Origin of the sequence: Snodgrassella sp. W6238H11, from assembly GCF_016100525.1 — a bacterium.
Classification (GTDB): Bacteria; Pseudomonadota; Gammaproteobacteria; order Burkholderiales; family Neisseriaceae; genus Snodgrassella; species Snodgrassella alvi.
Genome location: NZ_JACFSH010000003.1, coordinates 250,644 through 270,197 on the forward strand (window position 1 = coordinate 250,644; position 19,554 = coordinate 270,197).

The 19,554-nt window shown below is 36.8% G+C and carries 13 protein-coding genes; 5 read left to right on the top strand and 8 right to left on the bottom strand.

The window, feature by feature from the left end; genetic code table 11:
• Positions 1–213: 213 nt before the first annotated feature.
• The 5 genes from H3V00_RS07600 to H3V00_RS07620 all read right to left on the bottom strand — a co-directional run bounded on the left by H3V00_RS07600 (position 214) and on the right by H3V00_RS07620 (position 8,623).
• A complete protein-coding gene (locus H3V00_RS07600) occupies positions 214–822 on the bottom strand; it encodes a YdcF family protein (protein WP_084548570.1) in 609 nt (202 codons plus the stop codon).
• Between the two features lie 208 nt (positions 823–1,030).
• Positions 1,031–2,857: a hypothetical protein gene (locus H3V00_RS07605; RefSeq protein WP_198207379.1), complete on the bottom strand. Its 1,827-nt coding sequence runs from the start codon at positions 2,855–2,857 to the stop codon at positions 1,031–1,033.
• Positions 2,858–3,044: 187 nt separating this feature from the next.
• A complete protein-coding gene (locus tag H3V00_RS07610) occupies positions 3,045–4,757 on the bottom strand; it encodes a hypothetical protein (protein WP_198207381.1) in 1,713 nt (570 codons plus the stop codon).
• 202 nt (positions 4,758–4,959) lie between these two features.
• On the bottom strand, positions 4,960–6,738 hold the full coding sequence (locus H3V00_RS07615; RefSeq protein ID WP_198207383.1) for a hypothetical protein: 1,779 nt from the start codon (positions 6,736–6,738) through the stop codon (positions 4,960–4,962).
• A gap of 418 nt (positions 6,739–7,156) precedes the next feature.
• On the bottom strand, positions 7,157–8,623 hold the full coding sequence (locus H3V00_RS07620; protein WP_198207385.1) for a hypothetical protein: 1,467 nt from the start codon (positions 8,621–8,623) through the stop codon (positions 7,157–7,159).
• A 1,047-nt stretch (positions 8,624–9,670) separates the two neighbouring features.
• Between H3V00_RS07620 and galE the strand changes: the two genes are divergently transcribed.
• The 3 genes from galE to H3V00_RS07635 all read left to right on the top strand — a co-directional run bounded on the left by galE (position 9,671) and on the right by H3V00_RS07635 (position 13,617).
• Entirely contained in the window at positions 9,671–10,699 is a 1,029-nt protein-coding gene (gene galE, locus H3V00_RS07625) for a UDP-glucose 4-epimerase GalE (RefSeq protein ID WP_198207387.1), read from the top strand.
• 400 nt (positions 10,700–11,099) lie between these two features.
• The gene (gene tldD / locus H3V00_RS07630) at positions 11,100–12,551 is read left to right on the top strand and encodes a metalloprotease TldD (protein ID WP_084554522.1); all 1,452 of its coding nucleotides are present in this window, start codon (positions 11,100–11,102) and stop codon (positions 12,549–12,551) included.
• A 469-nt stretch (positions 12,552–13,020) separates the two neighbouring features.
• Positions 13,021–13,617 (top strand): hypothetical protein, encoded by a 597-nt coding sequence (locus H3V00_RS07635; protein ID WP_084554519.1) that lies wholly within the window; start codon positions 13,021–13,023, stop codon positions 13,615–13,617.
• Positions 13,618–14,302: 685 nt separating this feature from the next.
• On the opposite strand, the gene H3V00_RS11560 is transcribed toward H3V00_RS07635, so the two are convergent.
• The 3 genes from H3V00_RS11560 to H3V00_RS07640 form a co-directional block, all read right to left on the bottom strand.
• Positions 14,303–14,428 carry a hypothetical protein gene (locus tag H3V00_RS11560; RefSeq protein ID WP_255454304.1) on the bottom strand — a complete coding sequence of 42 codons (126 nt, stop codon included), beginning with the start codon at positions 14,426–14,428 and terminating at the stop codon, positions 14,303–14,305.
• A 185-nt stretch (positions 14,429–14,613) separates the two neighbouring features.
• Positions 14,614–14,748, bottom strand: coding sequence for a hypothetical protein (locus H3V00_RS11565; protein WP_255516815.1), 135 nt, complete (start codon positions 14,746–14,748; stop codon positions 14,614–14,616).
• Between the two features lie 42 nt (positions 14,749–14,790).
• Positions 14,791–15,318 (bottom strand): gamma carbonic anhydrase family protein, encoded by a 528-nt coding sequence (locus H3V00_RS07640; RefSeq protein WP_198207389.1) that lies wholly within the window; start codon positions 15,316–15,318, stop codon positions 14,791–14,793.
• A 129-nt stretch (positions 15,319–15,447) separates the two neighbouring features.
• Here H3V00_RS07640 and H3V00_RS07645 point away from each other — a divergent pair, with 129 nt between their 5' ends.
• Both H3V00_RS07645 and H3V00_RS07650 read left to right on the top strand, forming a co-directional pair.
• Positions 15,448–17,547, top strand: a complete 2,100-nt coding sequence (locus H3V00_RS07645; RefSeq protein WP_198207391.1) for a M3 family metallopeptidase — start codon at positions 15,448–15,450, stop codon at positions 17,545–17,547.
• A 306-nt stretch (positions 17,548–17,853) separates the two neighbouring features.
• Positions 17,854–19,554: an AAA family ATPase gene (locus H3V00_RS07650; RefSeq protein ID WP_198207392.1), complete on the top strand. Its 1,701-nt coding sequence runs from the start codon at positions 17,854–17,856 to the stop codon at positions 19,552–19,554.

A 19,554-nucleotide genomic window follows, 5' to 3' on the forward strand; every position in this document is an offset into this window, starting at 1 on the left:
TTACTAAAAAGTAATTATGTCAAACTGCATAAATAGATTCACTTTCATAGACACAAGTTTCTTGCACGGAATACTTCAACAGTATTTCCGTTTATATTATCCCTAAGACAGCTGATGGTTATACCGGTTAATAATAACCGTATCTATTCTAATTCAATACTATAAACTGACTATCATCCACCCAGTATTCTCAATATTTTAATTATCTGTATTCTAATTATCATTATTCAGGGGATGATCAAACAACCATGAATTAATCAGAGCTAATGGTTCTCTAATAAGAGAAATATAGTTCCTGTAATTTCTGAAACTTAAAGGTGCGGATAACCCAGATACATCTTTTATTCCTGATCTTTTAGCCAACATAATAGAACGCAATAAATGAAAATCATTGGTAACTACCACAGTCTTACCTAATGGTAATACTTTATTCGCATAAACAAACTGCTGAGCAGTACGTGTTGATTTATCTTCAAGATAAACCCTTGAGGCATCAATCCCGTTATCAATTAAATAACCAGCCATAACACTTGCTTCTGTTGCCGGTTCCCCTTCTCCTTGTCCTCCGCAAACAACTACTTTGGTATTAGGGTTATTTTTCAAATAAACCAGAGCTTTATCTAAACGCCCTTTTAAAACAGGATGAGGTACTGCAGGATTACCCATTACCTGAGCACCTAAGATAACCATAGTATCAGCATTGTCTGCTGCTTTTTGCCGGGCGTAGAGATGAATAATGACATTACAGATAATAAAATAAGCTAAAACAATTATTACAAACCAATGAACCAATTTATAAATATTCATAATGCTTTTATTCATAACTATCCGTAAAATAATTGTTAATCAGTTCTATAAATTGAAAACAAATAACGCTATAACGTAAAATATGCCAGGAACTATAGCAACTAATCAGCATTTTATCCACAATAACAGCTACGATTTTATTACTCAAAATTTTGCAATGAATATCCAAACATAATTCCTGTCTTCCGCTATTAATTGATAACCGCTGATAAAACTGCCATGATTATTCAAGAGACAGCTTTTGCTTCAATTGCGCTGCGCAATCTCTGGCCATCTGTTTAAACTCATCAGCTTCAGCTTTTAAAAATAGTTTATTTGTAAATTGTTCAAATTCTTCCAAATTACCTATCAGACTCCCATTGTAAACAAGTTTTATTTCTCCCTGTAAATAAACTGTAAAAATAAAGGCTTTTATTGAATGGCATTTTTTATAAACTATATTTTTTATTTTTTTTATATCCAGTTCAATTGAGCCAAACATTAAATCTTCCGGCAATACACTGATTTTAGTATTCCTGATAGATAACTGCCTTTTTACAAATAAATTTTTTGGTAATTGCTTAATATTAGTGTCTTGCAAGTATAAATCGCCATTTAATTTTAAATTGTCTGGCAATTTTTTAATTGAGGAAGAACTCAGCCAGAGATCTCCTTCTACTTTTAAACCAGAAGGTAATGTTTTAACTCTGGTATTACTCAAAAACAACTCATTTTTTACAAATAAATTTTTTGGAAGCTTCTTAATCTTCGTTCTGAATAAATCTAAAGTTCCATTCACATTTAAATTATCCGGAATTTTTTTAATCTTTGTATTATGTAAGTCTAAATCACCGCCAATATGTAAATTTTTCGGTAATTTTTTTAGTTTTGAAGAACTTAAATTAAGGTTACCGGCAACTTTTAAATTCTCAGGCAATGTTTCGATTCTGGTACAGCTCAGATCAAGATATCCGCCAACAGTCAAATTATCCGGCAACTTTTTTATAGGGACATAACGTAAAGTCAGATCACCTTTTAATTCAAGATTATCCGGTAGCTGTTTTATTTCGGTATAACTCAAATATAAACTGTTTTTTACTTCTATATTGGCAGGCAGTTGCTTTATCTTGGCACCATCTAAACCCAGACTTGTGCATTGTACATTTGAATGCTTTAATAATTTTTTGACTTTAATAGCGCGCAATCCCAGATATCCGTTTACAATCAGATTATCCGGCAACTTTTTGATTTTTGTAAAACCCAAATCCAAATAATCGTTAACAGTTAAATTATCGGGTAACTTTCTAATTTTAGAGCCTCCTAAAGCAATGCCACCAGTTACTGTTAAATCTTTTGGTATTTTCTTTATTCTGGTACCGTATAAATCCAACTTACCCCCAACCTTTAAATTTACAGGCAATTTTTTAATCCGTGTATCACTTAAATCTAAATCACCCGTAACGTCAAGATTATCTGGTAATATTTTAACTTTTGTTCTGCTTAAATGGAGATCTCCGCTTACAGATAAATTTTCAGGTAATTTTTTAATTTTGGTACGGGCAATGTTCAGATCACCCTGTATATTCAGATTATCAGGTAATCTGTCAATTTTCGTATCTGACAAATTTAAAGAACCAGCTACATCGAATCTTTCCGGTATATTGCAAAAATGCGACCCCCGCAAAGCCAAATTTCCTTTTACTTTCAGATTAGCAGGTAATGATTTAACAGGTGTTTGTTCTAAATTCAAATCTCCATTTACTGTTAAATTATCTGGTAATGATGCAATTCTGGTACGTAATAAATCTATAGAACCTTTTACATTTAAATTTTTCGGCCACGCTTTAATCTTAGTTGCGCGCGCACATAAATCACCATTTACGGTTAAATTATCCGGCAATTTTTTTATTGTTGTTAATCGCAAATTGAGATCACCGTTAATAATAAGATTATCCGGTAAATGTTTGATTCTTACTTCAGCCAGATTAAGAGATTCCAATATTGTGATTGAATTATCCCCAATACTGTATTTAATCTGTTGTGTATTTAAATATATGATAAATTGTTCCATAACTTATTTCTCTGTGTTTTTAGCTTAAGTCACTTAATACAAATCAATTGGATGGAGTTGAATTAAAAACAGTACAAAATATGTTTATGCTATTTTTAATAAATTACTGCCGGCCAAATATATCTGAGTCACGTACTGGCAAATTCAGCATTTTTTGCAGCTGTCGGCCAGTACTTTGTACATTAAGTTAATTAATTCTGATTTTTTTCTGCAATTCCTCTACGCAATCTCTGGCTGCCTGTTTAAGCTTACCTGCCTGCGGGTCAATGAATCTCTGGTTAACAAATCGCTCATACTCTTTCAGATTACCAATCAGGGATTTATCCTGAAAAATTTTATATTCACCATTCAAATAAGCTGCAAAGATAGTTTCTCTTTTAGCTGTACAATTTTTCCGGTAAGCAATATTTTTAATCCTTTTAAGATCAAGACTTAACCATTTGAGCTCCAGATTTTCCGGCAGATATCTGATTTGAGTTTTTTTCAGGTTGATGCCTTCTTCAAGTTTCAGATTTTCGGGTAATTTTTTAATTTTGGTATCATTTAACAGCAGTTTTTTACCGACCTGCAAATTTTTGGGTAACTTTTTAATTTTGCTGCTACACAATACGAGATTCTCCCAAACATGGAGATTATCAGGCAAGCGAGAAATTTTTGTTATGTTAATATATAAATTTTTTATCTCAGTAAAATTCGAGGGTAGCTTTTTTACTGGTGTACAGGCTAAATTTATTCCATTCGCTATATTAAAATGACTGGAAATTTTTTTAATTTTGGTACCCGATAAGTTTAGCTCACCTCCCACTGAAAGATTTTTAGGTAATTGTTTAATTGACGCCCCTTCAATAGATAATTGTCCGCCAACAGTCAGCTTTGCAGGCAATTTTTTGATTTTTGCGTCCTCCAGATTCAGATTTTCATTTACAGTCAGCTTTGCAGGCAGTTTTTTGATTTTTGCTTCCAATAAATCCAGATTCCCTTTTACAGTCAGCTCTGCAGGAAATTTTTTGATTTTACAGCTATTCAGGTCCAGACTGGATTGTATTTTTAAATTCTCTGGTACTTTCTTAATTTTATTACAACTTAGATCCAGACTAATGCAAGTAGCTTTAAAATTTTTAAGTAACTGATTGATTGTACTGCACCCTCTCAATGCTAAACATCCATTGACTCTTAGATTAGCAGGTAATTTTTTGATTTTTGTTCCAGACAAATCCAGATTACCGTTCACCGTCAGATTATCCGGTAATTTTCTGATTTCCGTATAGCGTAAATCCAGATCAGCTTTTACCTGTACATCCTTTGGAAATTTCTTAATTTTGGAGGAAGCCAGAATCAGACTACCATCTACTTTCAGATTTTCAGGTAACTTTGTGATATCAGTACGACCCAAATTAAGACTACCCTTGATAGTAAACTTTTCCGGTAGTCGGGTAATTCTGGTTGAAGAAATATCTAAGTCTCCGGCAACTATCAAAGTTTCCGGTAATTCCAGTATATAAGTATTTTGTAAAGATAAATTGCCGTTTATTGTCAAATTTTCTGGTAGCGACTGCACATAGCTGAAGGATAAATCTAATGCACCGCCTATTATAAGCTTTTCCGGCAACGTAATTATTTTGGTATAAGAGGCGTTTAGTTCTCCATGAACCACCAGATTGTCCGGTAATATACTGATTTCTGTACCGGATAGATTCAGATTCCCATAGACAATGAGATTATCCGGTAAATTTCTGATTTTTGTTTGAGAAATATCCAGATTGCCTTTAATAATTAAATTGTCAGGCAGTGATTTTAGACAGGGTTGATAAAAGCACAGATTATCCAGTACCCGGATAACATCATTCTTAACCTTATATTTAATGTTTTTTTGATTTAATATTTCGATAAATTTTTTCATTGATTTAGTATGTTAGCATACTGGTAAAATTTAAGGGAAGGTAACTTAGTTGCATACATTTCCAGAAAGCTGGTATTAATATCATGCAGTTTCAGTATATATTTTCAGTATAAATATCTATTTCTAATTAAAAAGTTACAAAGTTGAATAAGTACTTTGACTTTATCCGGTCTGGTTTTATTGTCAGCCAGTATTCAATATATTAAGTTTTATGAGTACTGAGTTTTCTCTGCAATTGCTCTACGCAATCCTTGGCTGCCTGTTTAAGCTTACCAGCCTGCGGATCAATAAATCTCTGGTTAACAAATTGCTCATACTCTTGCAGGTTACCAACCAGGTATTCATTCTGAAAAATTTTATATTCGCCATTCAAATAAGCTGCAAAGATAGTTTTTCTTTTAGCTGTACAATTTTTCCGGTAAGCAATATTTTTAATCTTTTTAAGATCAAGACTTAACCATTTGAGCTCCAGATTTTCCGGCAAATATCTGATTGAAGTTTTTTTCAGGTTTATACCATGATTAAGTTTCAGGTTATTCGGTAGCTTTTTTATCCGGGTATTACTTAACAGCAATGTACTACCAACCTGTATTTTTTTAGGTAATTTTTTAATTCGGCTATTTCTCAGATCCAGATAATCCTCAACATTGAGCTTATCTGGCAAACGGTTAATTTTAGTTTCCTCTATTGCCAGTTTTTTTATCTTGGTAAGATTCTGAGGTAATTTTTTTACTTTAGTCAAAGTTAAGTCCAGCCCATTGACTACATTAACATGACTGGGAATTTTTTTAACTCGGCAACCCCATAAATACAGCTCACCTCCTACTGAAAGTTTTTTAGGTAGTTTTTTAATCGGTACCAGCAAAAGAGATAAATCGCCACCAACATGCAAAATTTCAGGCAATTTTTTTATTTTTGCGTCATCCAGGTTCAACTTTCCGTTTATATTCATTTTTTTGGGAAATTTTTTGATTTTGCATTCATTCAAATACAGATTGGATTGGATTTTTAAATTCTCTGGTATTTTTTTGATTTTATTAAAGCACAAATCCAGACTAGTGCATATAGCCCTAAAATTTTTAAGTAATTTATTGATTTTTCGACAGCTTTCCAGACCTAAACATCCATTGACTCTTAGATTAGCAGGTAATTTTTTAATTTTTGTTCCTGATAAATCCAGATCACCGTTCACCGTCAGATTATCCGGTAATTTTCTGATTTCTGTAAAACGTAAGTTTAAATTATTTTTTACCTGAATATTCTTTGGTAATTTCTTAATTTTGGAGGCAGCCAGAATCAGGCTACCATCTACTTTCAGATTTTCAGGTAACTTTGTGATACGGGTATTACTCAAATCAAGATCGTCGGTTATATGCAGATTAGCAGGCAGAGTATTGATACCGCTTTTTTCCAGACAAAGACTGCCTTTTATCGTAAATTTTTCCGGTAATCGGGTTATTCTGGTTGAAGAGGCATCCAGGTCTCCGGCAACAACCAAATTCTCCGGTAATTCCAGTATATAACTATTCTGTAAATATAAATTACCGTTTATTGTCAGATTTTCTGGTAGCGACTGAATATAGCTATAGGATAAATCCAGCGAACCACCAACAATTAGCGTTTCCGGTAAAACTTGTATTTTGGTACGAGAGGCAATAAGTTTGCCCTGAACCACCAAATTTTCCGGTAGCACTCTGATTTGTGTACCGGATATATTCAGCCCCCCGCGAAAAATCATATTTTCCGGCAGTTTACTGATTTTAGTATAGGACATATTCAGATTACCGCAGACAATCAGGTTATCCGGTAACTGGCTGATTTTTGTTTGAGAGATATCCAGATCACCTTCAATAATTAAATTATCCGGCAGTGATTTAAGTGGATTTTGATAAAAGCGCAGATTATCCGCTATGCGGATAATCTCATTTTCAACTGTATATTTAATATCTTTTTGGTTTAATATTTCGATAAAATTTTTCATTGATTTAGTATGTTAATCATACTGGTAAGGTTTATTGAACATAACTTAGCGGCAAATATTCAGATTCAATTTATTTAGATCAGCATCATCTGATAAATAATTGAAATTAACATTACATACAGTTTCAGTATACATTGTTTTAATGATTTTTTCAGCACATATGTTTTTTAATAAAAATTAATAAAACGAATACAAATATTCTGACCGGAACCAGAGCTGTTTTTGTGGTTAAAATAAAAGTAATAAAAAATTAAATAAGACTATATTATAAAATTAATTAATCATCTCCAGTAGGGTAAGTAATTTACTAATATATTAATTTATCAGCCTAATCAAACTGTAACCTGAATCGTAATATTCATTAAATTTTGATGAAATACCCATATATTTACTTTATTTGTATTAATATGCAGCTATATTAGCGTTGTTTCGAGTTTTCTTTATTGATGATTTTTTTGTATTGCTCAAATTCTTGCATTAAATCTTCTTTTGGCATTGTCATCAATCTTTTCATATGATCTATTTCCTTCATACATGCTTGTGCTAAGTCTTGATTTTCAAGTATGAGTTGATCACGAAATTCTTTATCCGAATTTTTATAAAATACAGGAATTTGTCTCAAGCTATAGTCAAAGGATTCTTTTTTTCGCTGCTTTGTTTTTTCAAAGAAGTTCAAATTTTCTTGTGATATATAAGTTTTATTAGAAAATATTGTAAACTTTTTATTATTTGATTCAGACCTTTTATATGAGTGTAAAATATATCTTCTAGGTTGATTATCTTTTTCAAAAACTATTCGATAATCAAATTCACAACCTTTTTTATCCACATGAGAACCATATTTTTGGTCAATATATACCATATCCCCTTTTTGCTTAACCCATTTTCCACGTCGTCCGTCGTAATAACCCTTTTTTGAATACTTTGAAAGTTGTCCCTTAAGTTGTAAAACTTCAAATGTTTTGCCTTTAACATAAGAACCATATATATCTTCAGCATCAGACCAACTTAATTTTGAGTCAGGAATAACTATATGTTCATATTTTTGCCCATCCATGGAGATAGTCATTTCATCAAATAAATCACCTTTTTCTTCATTACTTAATACTTTCTTTTTAATTGGTTTATCATTTGAAAACCAAACACTGGTATTTAAGACAATATTTCTGGCTAAATAGTCTTTATTAGTTAACTGTGTTCTATCATAATCATAAGTAAAGTCAAAAAACTTATCGGTTATTATATCAAGATTTAATAGTTCCACGTTCATAAATCTATTTACAGAACCTTTCAATTTATTGATATCGATTTGATTTTTAAAAATCGGTAAATAATAATCTGATCCGTTTCGAAAATAATAAGGTTTAGGATTTTTGGAAAATTGAAAATCTGGATAATAAAGATAAATACCTTCAAGAACATATTCATGCTTGTTATTCTTAGTAGGTTTAGGAATATCAAAGTTTATAATTTGATTATCTTTATTAACTTTTAAATTTGTCGCAAATGCATATTGATTTATTTTGTTATACACAATCTCTATATCATCAATTCCCAAAATATCCTTTAACGATAAAAATTGTGGTGGACTATTTTTTGTCGTTTTTTTGATGATGGAGCCTGTTTTATCAGTTATAGGCTCATAATTTGCTATTATTTTAATATTCTTTTTCGGAAATTTTTGTTTAATATCTTCATTTTCTGCATGAGTTAAATAAGGATTATAAAAATCATCAATTTGTAAACTGACATGTAAAGATTCCTTGGCGTCAGAACTATTTATTAACTGGTAGTCAGCTGTACTTACCCTTTTGTAGTGTTTAGCACAAGAACTTAGTAAAAAAGTCATCAACAACGAGATTATTAAAAATATTATTCTTTTCATATACATCTGCATAATTAAATACTCCATATTATTAAGTAGATGACTAAATACAAAATGCTAATTTAATAATCACAAGCTGATATTTGGTTTTCATAATATTTGCATACTATACTGTTAAACTAGTTTAAATACAACATTGATATAAAAATCGGTCAAATAATATAGACCGATCCTGCTATTTACAAATTGCTTAATTTATCCGAAGTGTATAAATGGTGCCGAATCTGGTTTAAAGCTATCTTTAAATTCATCTAATACAACAGACGCAGGCGGGCTATAATCGCCTTGTACCACAATTTCTGTATATCTTTAAAAGCACTAGTGTTGATTTCGCAAGCTGTAATCTAAAAAACTGATTCTGCAGATTTAAATTGAGACAGACATTTTGCCGGTCTTTAAATAAAGGCTGTTTACAATCATAGTTATTTTCACTTTGTGTATCTTTTTCAGAATAATGATGAGTATTAAGAGTTAACCGATAGAAAAATGACTTATCCTTAACTTGCTTATTAACAGCCGCAATATCATGCACAAATATTAAAGTCTCAATCTTCCGATTATGAAGAACATTGTTAAAATCAAAAAAGTTATTTTAGTTTTTAAAATGTATATTATTAAATAATAAATATAAACTTTCAATTTATTAATTAGTTATATATTTATCAGTAGCCGGTTTTCAGCAAATATTCAATCTGATTTTTTATCTGCTATATCTGCATAATGGTTTATATGGTTTTATTTGCCGCTGTATTTCAAGTCATATTTCTATCAGATTTCTGTTTTATCACTCCTGTCCAGTTCAGTTATTGCCGTTTGAACAGAAATAACTTTTGTCAGAGGTACCGAATATTTTTTGTTGTGTCACCTCATCTGAGCGGCTCAGCACTTTACTGTTGTAAAGATACAGCAGATACCGGTTCTTTTAGTGTATCTTCTACCCCGCATCAACTTAACTATGATTATAAACAAGATATACTTATGGATTTCTGGTTATTTACATACCGGTTATTTGTTGTATTTCGATGAAAAAATTATTACGGATAATTTATGGCTATTCTGGTAACAGGTGGTGCCGGCTTTATTGGCTCTCACACGACTGTACAATTACTTAATGCCGGCTACAATGTAATTATTATTGATAATCTGTGTAATGCATCGCCAGTGGTACTCAAGCGTTTAAAACAGATTACCGGTAAAGAGGTAACTTTTTATCAGGGCGATATTCGCGACCGTACGCTGCTGCAACAGGTATTTAAACAGCACAGTATTGAGCATGTGCTGCATTTTGCCGGCTTAAAAGCAGTCGGTGAAAGTGTACGGGAGCCGCTGAAATATTATGATAATAATGTTAGTGGCAGCCTGATTCTGGTTGAAGAAATGGCCAAAGCAGGTATTTTCAATCTGGTTTTCAGTTCTTCAGCTACAGTTTACGGTACACCGGCTTCGGTTCCGATTGATGAAAACGCGGCTACCGGCGGAACCACCAATCCGTACGGAACATCCAAATATATGGTAGAGCGGATGTTAACGGATATACAGGCAGCAGATGCGCGCTGGAGTATGACATTACTGCGTTATTTCAATCCGGTGGGCGCGCATGAATCCGGATTGATTGGTGAAGATCCGAATGGCATTCCGAATAATTTATTACCGTATATCTGTCAGGTAGCTGTTGGCAAGCTGGTACAGCTATCGGTATTTGGTAACGATTATCCTACTACTGATGGTACCGGTGTCCGTGATTATATTCATGTAATGGATCTGGCTGACGGCCACTTAAGTGCCATGCGCATTACAAATAATCAACCCGGTGTACATATTTATAATCTGGGTACAGGGCGGGGTTATTCGGTACTGGAAATCATACATGCCTTTGAACAGGCCAGCGGCAAAAAAATTCCTTATCAGATTGTCCCGCGCCGGGCAGGAGATATTGCTGTGTGCTATGCCAATCCTGAACGCGCAGCCGAACAACTGGGCTGGACAGCTCAGCGCAGTCTGACCAGTATGATGACCGATGCATGGCACTGGCAACAGCTCAATCCGCAGGGCTACAACAGCCACAATGAAATCTGATTACTGAATATCAGCTTATTATAAACACTTAACCCACTGATGTTTCAGTGGGTTAAGTGTTTTCGGTTTTTGAGTTTTGATGCAAAAATTTAACGCTAATCGTTACGCCGCTCCTGAAAGTAGATTTAGATAAAAGATGTTTGAGGTCATTACCGGTTAACTATCTCTAACTAACTGGTGAGTCACATTATAATATAATGAGAATTATTATCAATAACAATTTGGTAATTTTTACAATTTGTTTTTCCGGTCTCTATTCCTACACCTGATCTGCGTATAATAAGTATTCCTGCATTCGCGCGGACAAAGCTTGTTTTCGGTATAATTGCCCACAATTTGCTTTTCTGATTAAATCTTTCTCTGTCTGTGCTTTTTGTCACAACCTAATTTTTGACAGCTCATGCCTATCTCAACTCAAACCGCGCAACTTGTTCATCAACAGCTACTGGCCGACAACGAACTGGCTGTAGCCGATTTTACCCGTGCACTCTCCCTGATGGGAGCACACCATATTGATTATGCTGATATTTACTGCCAGCGCAGTACCTATGAAAGCTGGCATCTGGAAGAAGGCATGGTCAAATCAGGCAGCTTTCAGATTGAGCAGGGCGTCGGTGTCCGAGCGGTAAGTGGTGAAAAAACAGCATTTGCTTACGCCGACAATCTGAATGTGCAGGCATTAACAGATGCAGCACAGGCTGTACGGGCAATTGGTCAGGCCGGTCAGCAGCGCTCAGTGGGACTGACTTCTCTGCCGTCAGTCAAACCGCTGTATGCAATGGCTAATCCGATGCTCAGTCTGGATGCCGGAGAGAAAGTGGCTTTATTACAGCGTGTGGAGGCACTGGCAAAAGCTGCTGATCCGCGTATTGTGCAGGTAATGGCCGGGCTAGTCTGCGAGCATGAACTGATTTATCTGGCGCGACTGGACGGCCGGATACACACTGATGTCCGCCCGCTTGTCCGTTTATCTGTTACTGTGATTGCTAAACAGGGAGAAAGGCGTGAGCAAGGCAGCAGTGGCGGTGGCGGCCGCTTTGATCTGGGTTATTTTGATGAAGCCATGCTCAAATCATATGTAGATACAGCCGTTGCTCAGGCACTGACCAATCTGGAAGCCCGTCCGGCACCTGCCGGTCAGATGACGGTGGTACTGGGCAATGGCTGGCCGGGTGTATTGTTACATGAAGCTGTAGGTCATGGTCTGGAAGGTGATTTTAACCGCAAAGGAACCAGTGCGTTTGCCGGCCGTTTAGGTGAACGCGTAGCGGCTAAAGGTGTGACTGTTGTTGATCAGGGTAATATTGCAGAACGCCGTGGTTCGCTGAACATTGATGATGAGGGCAATGCTACACAGCGTACGGTACTGATTGAAGATGGTATTTTATGCGGCTATTTGCAGGATGAAACCAATGCACGTTTAATGGGCGTCCCTGTGACCGGTAATGGCCGGCGTGAAAATTATGCCTCAGCACCGATGCCGCGCATGACCAATACTTATATGGAAAACGGCCGGCTTAATCCGGAAGAGATTATTGCTTCTGTCGATAAGGGCTTGTATGCGGTTAATTTTGGCGGCGGACAGGTCGATATTACCAGTGGTAAATTTGTATTCAGTGCTTCGGAAGCCTGGTGGGTTGAAAACGGTAAGCTACAATATCCGGTAAAAGGAGCCACCATTATTGGCAGTGGTCCGGAAGTATTAAAACACGTTAGTATGATAGGCAATAACAGTAGTCTGGACAGTGGTGTAGGTATCTGCGGTAAAGATGGGCAAAGCGTGCCGGTAGGTGTGGGACAGCCTACGCTGCGTATTGATGCCGGTCTGACTGTGGGCGGCAGCCAGACATAATTCACCTGAACAGCAAACAGCATAACGGGCACAAATTACTGTGCCCGTTATGCTGTTTATTTATACGGATAAATATGTATTTATTATAAATTACATCTGAATTTCCCGATATTAATATGCATATTCTCTTTGCACTTATTGAAATCAAATCTGCTTTTTTCAGGTATCAGTTATTGATTACAATGATCCGCCAGTGCTGCGCAGCAAATAACCGGAAAACAGCAATCCGGTTGGTATCAGATTTATATTATTATGCTATTGGTATTAATACCAATCTGCATTATAATTTATTACACATTTCATAACACTAATCTGAATCACACTTTCAGGCTGAGCCGTTTCAGCTATAAAAAAATTATGCAGATAAATAATATTTATTTATGTGAATATAGAGTAATATCAGTTAATTATTCTGATACATCACTTTATTATTAACTTTTCTACCCTCATTTATTTAGAAAGTACTCATATGTTTTTTATCAAAAAAAACAAATCCAGACTCAGCCTGAAAAAATTCCTGATAATCAGTTTTTTCTTAAGTTTCAATGTTAATTTGGCCATGGCACAGGATGCTTCAGATGATAGTGCACAACAGGCACGGATACGCATCTTCGGGCAGAATGGCAAACCGACTAATATGAAATACAGTTTTCAGGGACATGAGGTAAAAGAATCAACCGGTGGTACCTTAGGTGGGGCATTTGCTTCATCATTAGGTCTGGCTCGTAACAGCACCATTGGTATACCGGCAACGGCTACTTTGGATACAATGAAACGACATAATCATAATTTGTCTAAGCTGTACTACCGTGAATTCACCATTCCAGCTAATGTACCGATTACCATATCCAATGCCATTATTGGTCTGACCAATGTTAATAATACTCATAACGATGGCAAAATCATTTCCTATCAGCCCTCCTGCCAGAGTAACAAACTTACTTTTGTAGCCGAACCGGGTAAAGATTACGAGGCCATCGCGGCATCTGCATCAGCCCAATGCGGGGTTATTCTGCAAGAAGTGCATCCGGACGGCACAACTACATCACTCATTAAGGGTGATTAAGCGATCTGCTAAAATCGCCAATCAGTATAAAAGGCAGTCTGACTGCCTTTTATCAGTTCCGGAATACAACAGGCTAATCATGCTCTGCTCCAGCCTTGCAAGCATTTTGCTTAAAGCTGGAAAAATTTTTATTTGCTGATATTAAATTCAACATTATTCAAGTAATTTAATTGTCTGTATCAGTACAACCAATAGAGTATTGGGATATTTTTCTGTTTACTATCAGATTATTGATGAGACCAATATCAAAAATTCTGTTGATTAAACTGCGTATGTTTATCAGCCTATGTTTTGAAAGTTAAAGGTGATAGTCTGAATTGATATACGCTGTAGATCTTCCGCCAATATGAATAATATATTTATTGCATTCAGGCTATTTCTGAACAGCTTATATTTAGCCAAATCAGGCCGGCAAAAATCATTAACTTTAAAATAAAAAATTATTTCTGAACAGATTTTGAGTGTCGCAGACACTCAAACATGCAAATCTATAATATGCCTCATTTAGAGCTAACCGGCACTACTCTGAGTGCCGATATCTCTTTATTCAATCCTATTTCGTTTCTAATGATATCTGTCAATTTTTTTATACCGGCATTTGTCCGCTTACTTTATACAAAAAAGTGGCTGGATTTGCTGGAATTATTTATCCAGCGAATCCAACCACTTATTTAATCACTACTGCTTAGTTAGATTCTACGGCAGCCTGTACATCACTGTACGGAGCAGCTTTAGTATCAGAATTTGTAGTAGCGCAGGCAGTTAGTAACAGAGCAGCCAGTACGGCACCAATTCCCAATAGCTTTTTCATCATTGTGTCCTTTAACGGTTGGTTTGAAAAACTATTTTCACAATCTAGCTTAACTTCATTAATATAACAATTGTTCCGTGCAAATTTTGCATTTTCCAACTGCATATAATACCCATTTTACGACACTCATCTATTTTAGTATTACTCTGCTACTCATTTACATCAAATTAACTTGACCAAATAAATTAATGACTGGTATGTGACGTTTCCACACCGGTGGTGACCTCTCCGTACACCTGGGTTTGCCCTTTCCCTTTAGCTGCGCCATCGCTGACACAGCCTGTCAACGCCAGCAGGCTGCATAATAAACCTAAAGACAAGAATTTTTTCATTTTTTATAGTCCTTTAATTAGAGGGTTAACTTAATAACTCTTCATGAGTCTAACATAATGCGATGCTGAATATAATAAAAATTTTCGCTCCTTTTCCGTTAACGGGCGGATTTGCTGTACCGGAGCACCCAGATACAGATAACCGCTCGCCAGACGTTTGCGCGGGGGTACCAGACTGCCGGCACCAATCATCACATCATCCTCAATAATCGCATCATCCAGAACAATCGAATTAATCCCCACCAGCACCCGGTTACCAATCGTACAGCCATGCAGATTAACATGATGACCTACAGTAACATCCTCACCAATCACCAATGGTGAGCCATCCGGTTTGGCTGCTGTTTTGTGGCTGACATGCAGCATACAGTGATCCTGAATATTGCTTCTGGCACCAATACGCATACTGTTCACATCTGCGCGAATCACCGCAAACGGCCACACAGATACTTCTTCCTGCAAAATTACATCCCCGATAACCACAGCCATATCATCTATATAACAACTATCGGCAATTTGTGGTTGCGTATCTAAATAAGAACGAATATTGTTTTTCATGTTTTTGACCTTATCCTGTTACATTATGCAATATTATTTATAGCAGAAGATAAATATAAGCTCCTGCTCTTTCCACCCGATTTACCTGAAAAACCGCAAATTTACAGGTATTTTTCTGTTGAGAATACTATGTCTGAAAATGTTTTGTTGAATCTGGATAGTGAACCCAGTTTCGATGCCATTAAGGCTGCAGATATTGAGCCGGCAATGACCGAAGCGATGCAGCAGGCTGCTGCCGCTATCACCGCCTTGAAAGCTGAGCCTGATGCCAGCTGGAATAACACCGTAGAAGCTTTAACCAGTATTACTGAACGTGTCGGTCGTATCTGGAGTGTTGTTGCCCATCTAAACAGCGTGGCAGATACACCTGAATTACGTGCGGCCTATAATGCACTGATGCCTAAAGTAAGCGAATTCTTTACTGCGATCAGTCAGGATATTGCCTTATATGAGCGCTTTAAAAGCATCAAAGCCAGTGCAGAATATGCACAGTTGAGCCCGGCACAGCAAACCAAACTGAACCATGATTTAAGAGATTTTGTTCTCAGCGGTGCCGAGCTGCCGGAACAGGAACAGGCGGAGTTTGCAGCCTTACAGGCAGAAGGTGCGCAGCTTTCCGCAGCCTTTAGTCAGAATGTTCTGGACGCCACTGATGCATTTGCATTGTATTTTGCTAATGGCGCAGAACTGGCTGGTCAGGAAAATACATCCGGTCAGACCAGCACAGATGCCGACTTTGCACGGGATAGCGAAATCAGCGGATTAACAGAAGAGGCACTGGCCATGTTTGCCGCAGCGGCACAGGCAGAAGGTAAAACCGGCTATAAAATCGGGCTGCAAATGCCGCATTATCTGGCAGTAATGCAATATGCCCACAATCGCGAACTGCGCCGGCAGCTGTATCATGCCTATTCAACCCGGGCCAGTGAGCTTGGCGAGGCTAAATGGAATAATACCGCCAATATCAACCGGATTCTGCAGATTGCCGCACGTGAAGCTCAGTTACTGGGTTTCCAAAACTATGCAGAATTATCGCTGGCAACCAAAATGGCTGATACACCCCAACAGGTGATGACCTTTCTTCAGGATCTGGCGAGCAGAGCCAAACCTTTTGCTGAAAAAGATCTGGCTGAAGTTAAAACATACGCACGAGTACATCTCAGTCTGGATGATTTACAGCCATGGGATATGACCTATGCCAGTGAAAAACTGCGTCAGGCTAAATATGCATTCAGCCAGACTGAAGTAAAAAAATATTTTCCGGCTGATCGCGTTCTCGCAGGTCTGTTTGCCCAGATTGATAAATTGTATGGCGTTCATTTCATCGAAAAACAGGTACCGGTATGGCATCCTGATGTTCGCTATTATGAGCTTGAACAGGGCGGGGCCATCATCGGTGGCGTCTACATGGATCTGTATGCACGAGCCGGTAAGCGCGGCGGTGCATGGATGAATGATTACCGCGGCCGCCGTCGTTTTATAACAGGCGATCATGCCGGCCAGCTGCAAACACCTATTGCGTATCTGGTGTGTAATTTCACGCCGCCTGTAGCCGGCAATACCGCACGCCTGAGCCACGAAGAAATCCTGACTCTGTTCCACGAAACCGGTCATGGTCTGCATCATCTGCTGACTCAGGTAGATGAACTGGGAGTTTCCGGTATCAATGGCGTGGAATGGGATGCAGTGGAAATGCCCAGCCAGTTTATGGAAAACTTTGTCTGGGAATATGATGTGCTTGCCGGCATGAGCTGCCATCAGGATACCGGCGCGGTACTGCCTGAGGAGCTTTATAAGAAAATGCTGGCTGCAAAAAACTTCCAGAGCGGGCTTTGGATGCTGCGCCAGATGGAGTTTGCTCAGTTTGATATGGAAATCTACAGCCATCCGGGTTGTGACTGGCAGCAAACCTTGCAGGAAGTACGCCGTCGGGTAGCCGTGATGCCTCAGCCAGATTTTAACCGCTTTGCTCATTCTTTCAGCCATATCTTTGCCGGTGGTTATTCTGCCGGTTATTACAGCTATAGCTGGGCAGAAGTGCTTTCTGCGGATATTTATGCCGCTTTTGAAGAAGAAGCGGATGCAGCGGCAACAGGCAAACGTTTCTGGCATGAAGTACTTGCTGTCGGCGGCTCCCGGCCGGCTATGGAATCCTTTAAAGCATTCCGCGGCCGTGAACCGCAAATCGATGCACTGTTACGTCACTGCGGCTTTCATGAGGCTGCCTGAGTTTCAGTAAAGAATAAAAAACGCGATGATTACATCGCGTTTTTTATGGCAATTTCTTGAACTAAAATATAATAAAACATTCAGATTAAAAGATAACTTATCGGCATCTGCGTATATCACAGCTAATTATTTTATCGGCAGCTGTTTGTTATTGTCTATAAATGTTATTTTCAAAAAAGTTTGTATTTAAACTTTATTGTGATTAACATTAATCATATCTAATGTCATTTAAAGTTAATATTAATTAATTTAATTGCTGTGCTATGATTCATCAGCAACCGGTAATCATTTACAAAGATGGGGAAAATGAATAATACAAAGCAAAACTACTGGTTTTTAGAGGCAAATAATAACCGGAGTGATATTTTTATTCGTAATAATGAATGGATATATGCTGGCAATAATAAGAAGGATATTGAGCAAATTCATTTGATAGCTGCCGGCGATCAGGTAGCAATGAAATCCGTCTCACCTCAGATATCTGATCTGCCTTTCGAAAACAAAGGCTATCCTGTACCGGTAACACAAATTAAAGCCATCGGTACTGTTATTGAAAATCCGGGTGATGGTAAATCTCTGAAAGTCAGCTGGCAAAGATCTACTCCTGAAAAAAAATGGTATTTTTATACCAGTCTGAAAACCATCTGGCCGGTAAATAAAGATACCAACTGGCAATCGGAGCAATTGATTAATTTCACCTTTGATGATCAGCCTCAGGATATTGATCAATTTTGTCAGATGCCTTATTGGCAGGAACGTTTTAATAATACAAATTATGACTCAGATATGAATAATCAAAGTCAGCAGAAGCTTAATAATAATGCCAGATGGCAAACAACAGTACATTATTTGATTCAGGAATTATGTGAAAAAAATAATAGTAGTATTTTTACCCGTCAACAATTCCTGCAAGAGTATGAACAACTACTGCAAGAACGATTTCCGAAAAATAACACAATAAAATACAGTATCAGTCGCACTTTTCAAGAGTTACGTGATGAAGATATTTTGATTTTTTTGAATAATAATGGTCAATATAAATTAGCAAGTTATGATTCAGATATATCAAATAAAAATAATATTAGTAGTGAGGAAAATCCAGACCAAAAAAATATAGCCAGAAAACCTTATCTTCTGGATGATTTAATAGAAGAAGGCTGTTTCATCAGCAAAGATGAATTGGAAAGTATTCAGACAAAATTAAAAGAAAAGAAAAATATAATTTTACAAGGACCGCCCGGTACCGGTAAAACCTGGCTGGCAAAACGATTGGCCAGTGTAATCGTTGGCTATCGTAATTCTGACAATATTAAAGCAATCCAGTTTCATCCGAATACATCCTATGAGGATTTCATCCGGGGCTATCGCCCTTCCAGCGACGGCAAACTTGAATTAGTTGACGGCCCTTTTCTTAATATAGCCAATCAGGCAAAAAATGATCCTGACGCAAACTATGTGATTGTTATTGAAGAAATCAATCGCGGAAATCCGGCACAGATTTTTGGAGAAATGTTAACACTGCTCGAAGCCAGTAAACGTAATCCTCAGGAAGCATTGGAGTTAACCTATGGAAATGAAAAAGGCTTTTATATTCCGGATAATCTGTATGTCATTGGCACCATGAATATCGCTGACCGCTCTCTGGCTATGGTTGACTTTGCATTGCGGCGCCGCTTTGCATTTTTTGATCTAAAACCAAATTTTGATGATGAGTGGCTGGAATATATGAAAGACAAATCAGGAATTTCAGAGGAAAAATTACAGAAATGGCAAAATTGTATGATTAAACTGAATAAAAAAATTAGCGATGACCAAACACTTGGTCCTGCATTTACCATTGGACACAGCTACCTGACCACCAGTCAAAGCATAAAAGATGATCAAGCTGATAAATGGTTTACTACTATCGTAAAAACTGAAATTATGCCTTTATTGAAAGAATACTGGTTTGATAAACCCAATCAATTTGAGAAAGCTGAGAAAATATTATTATTGCAAAACAACTAA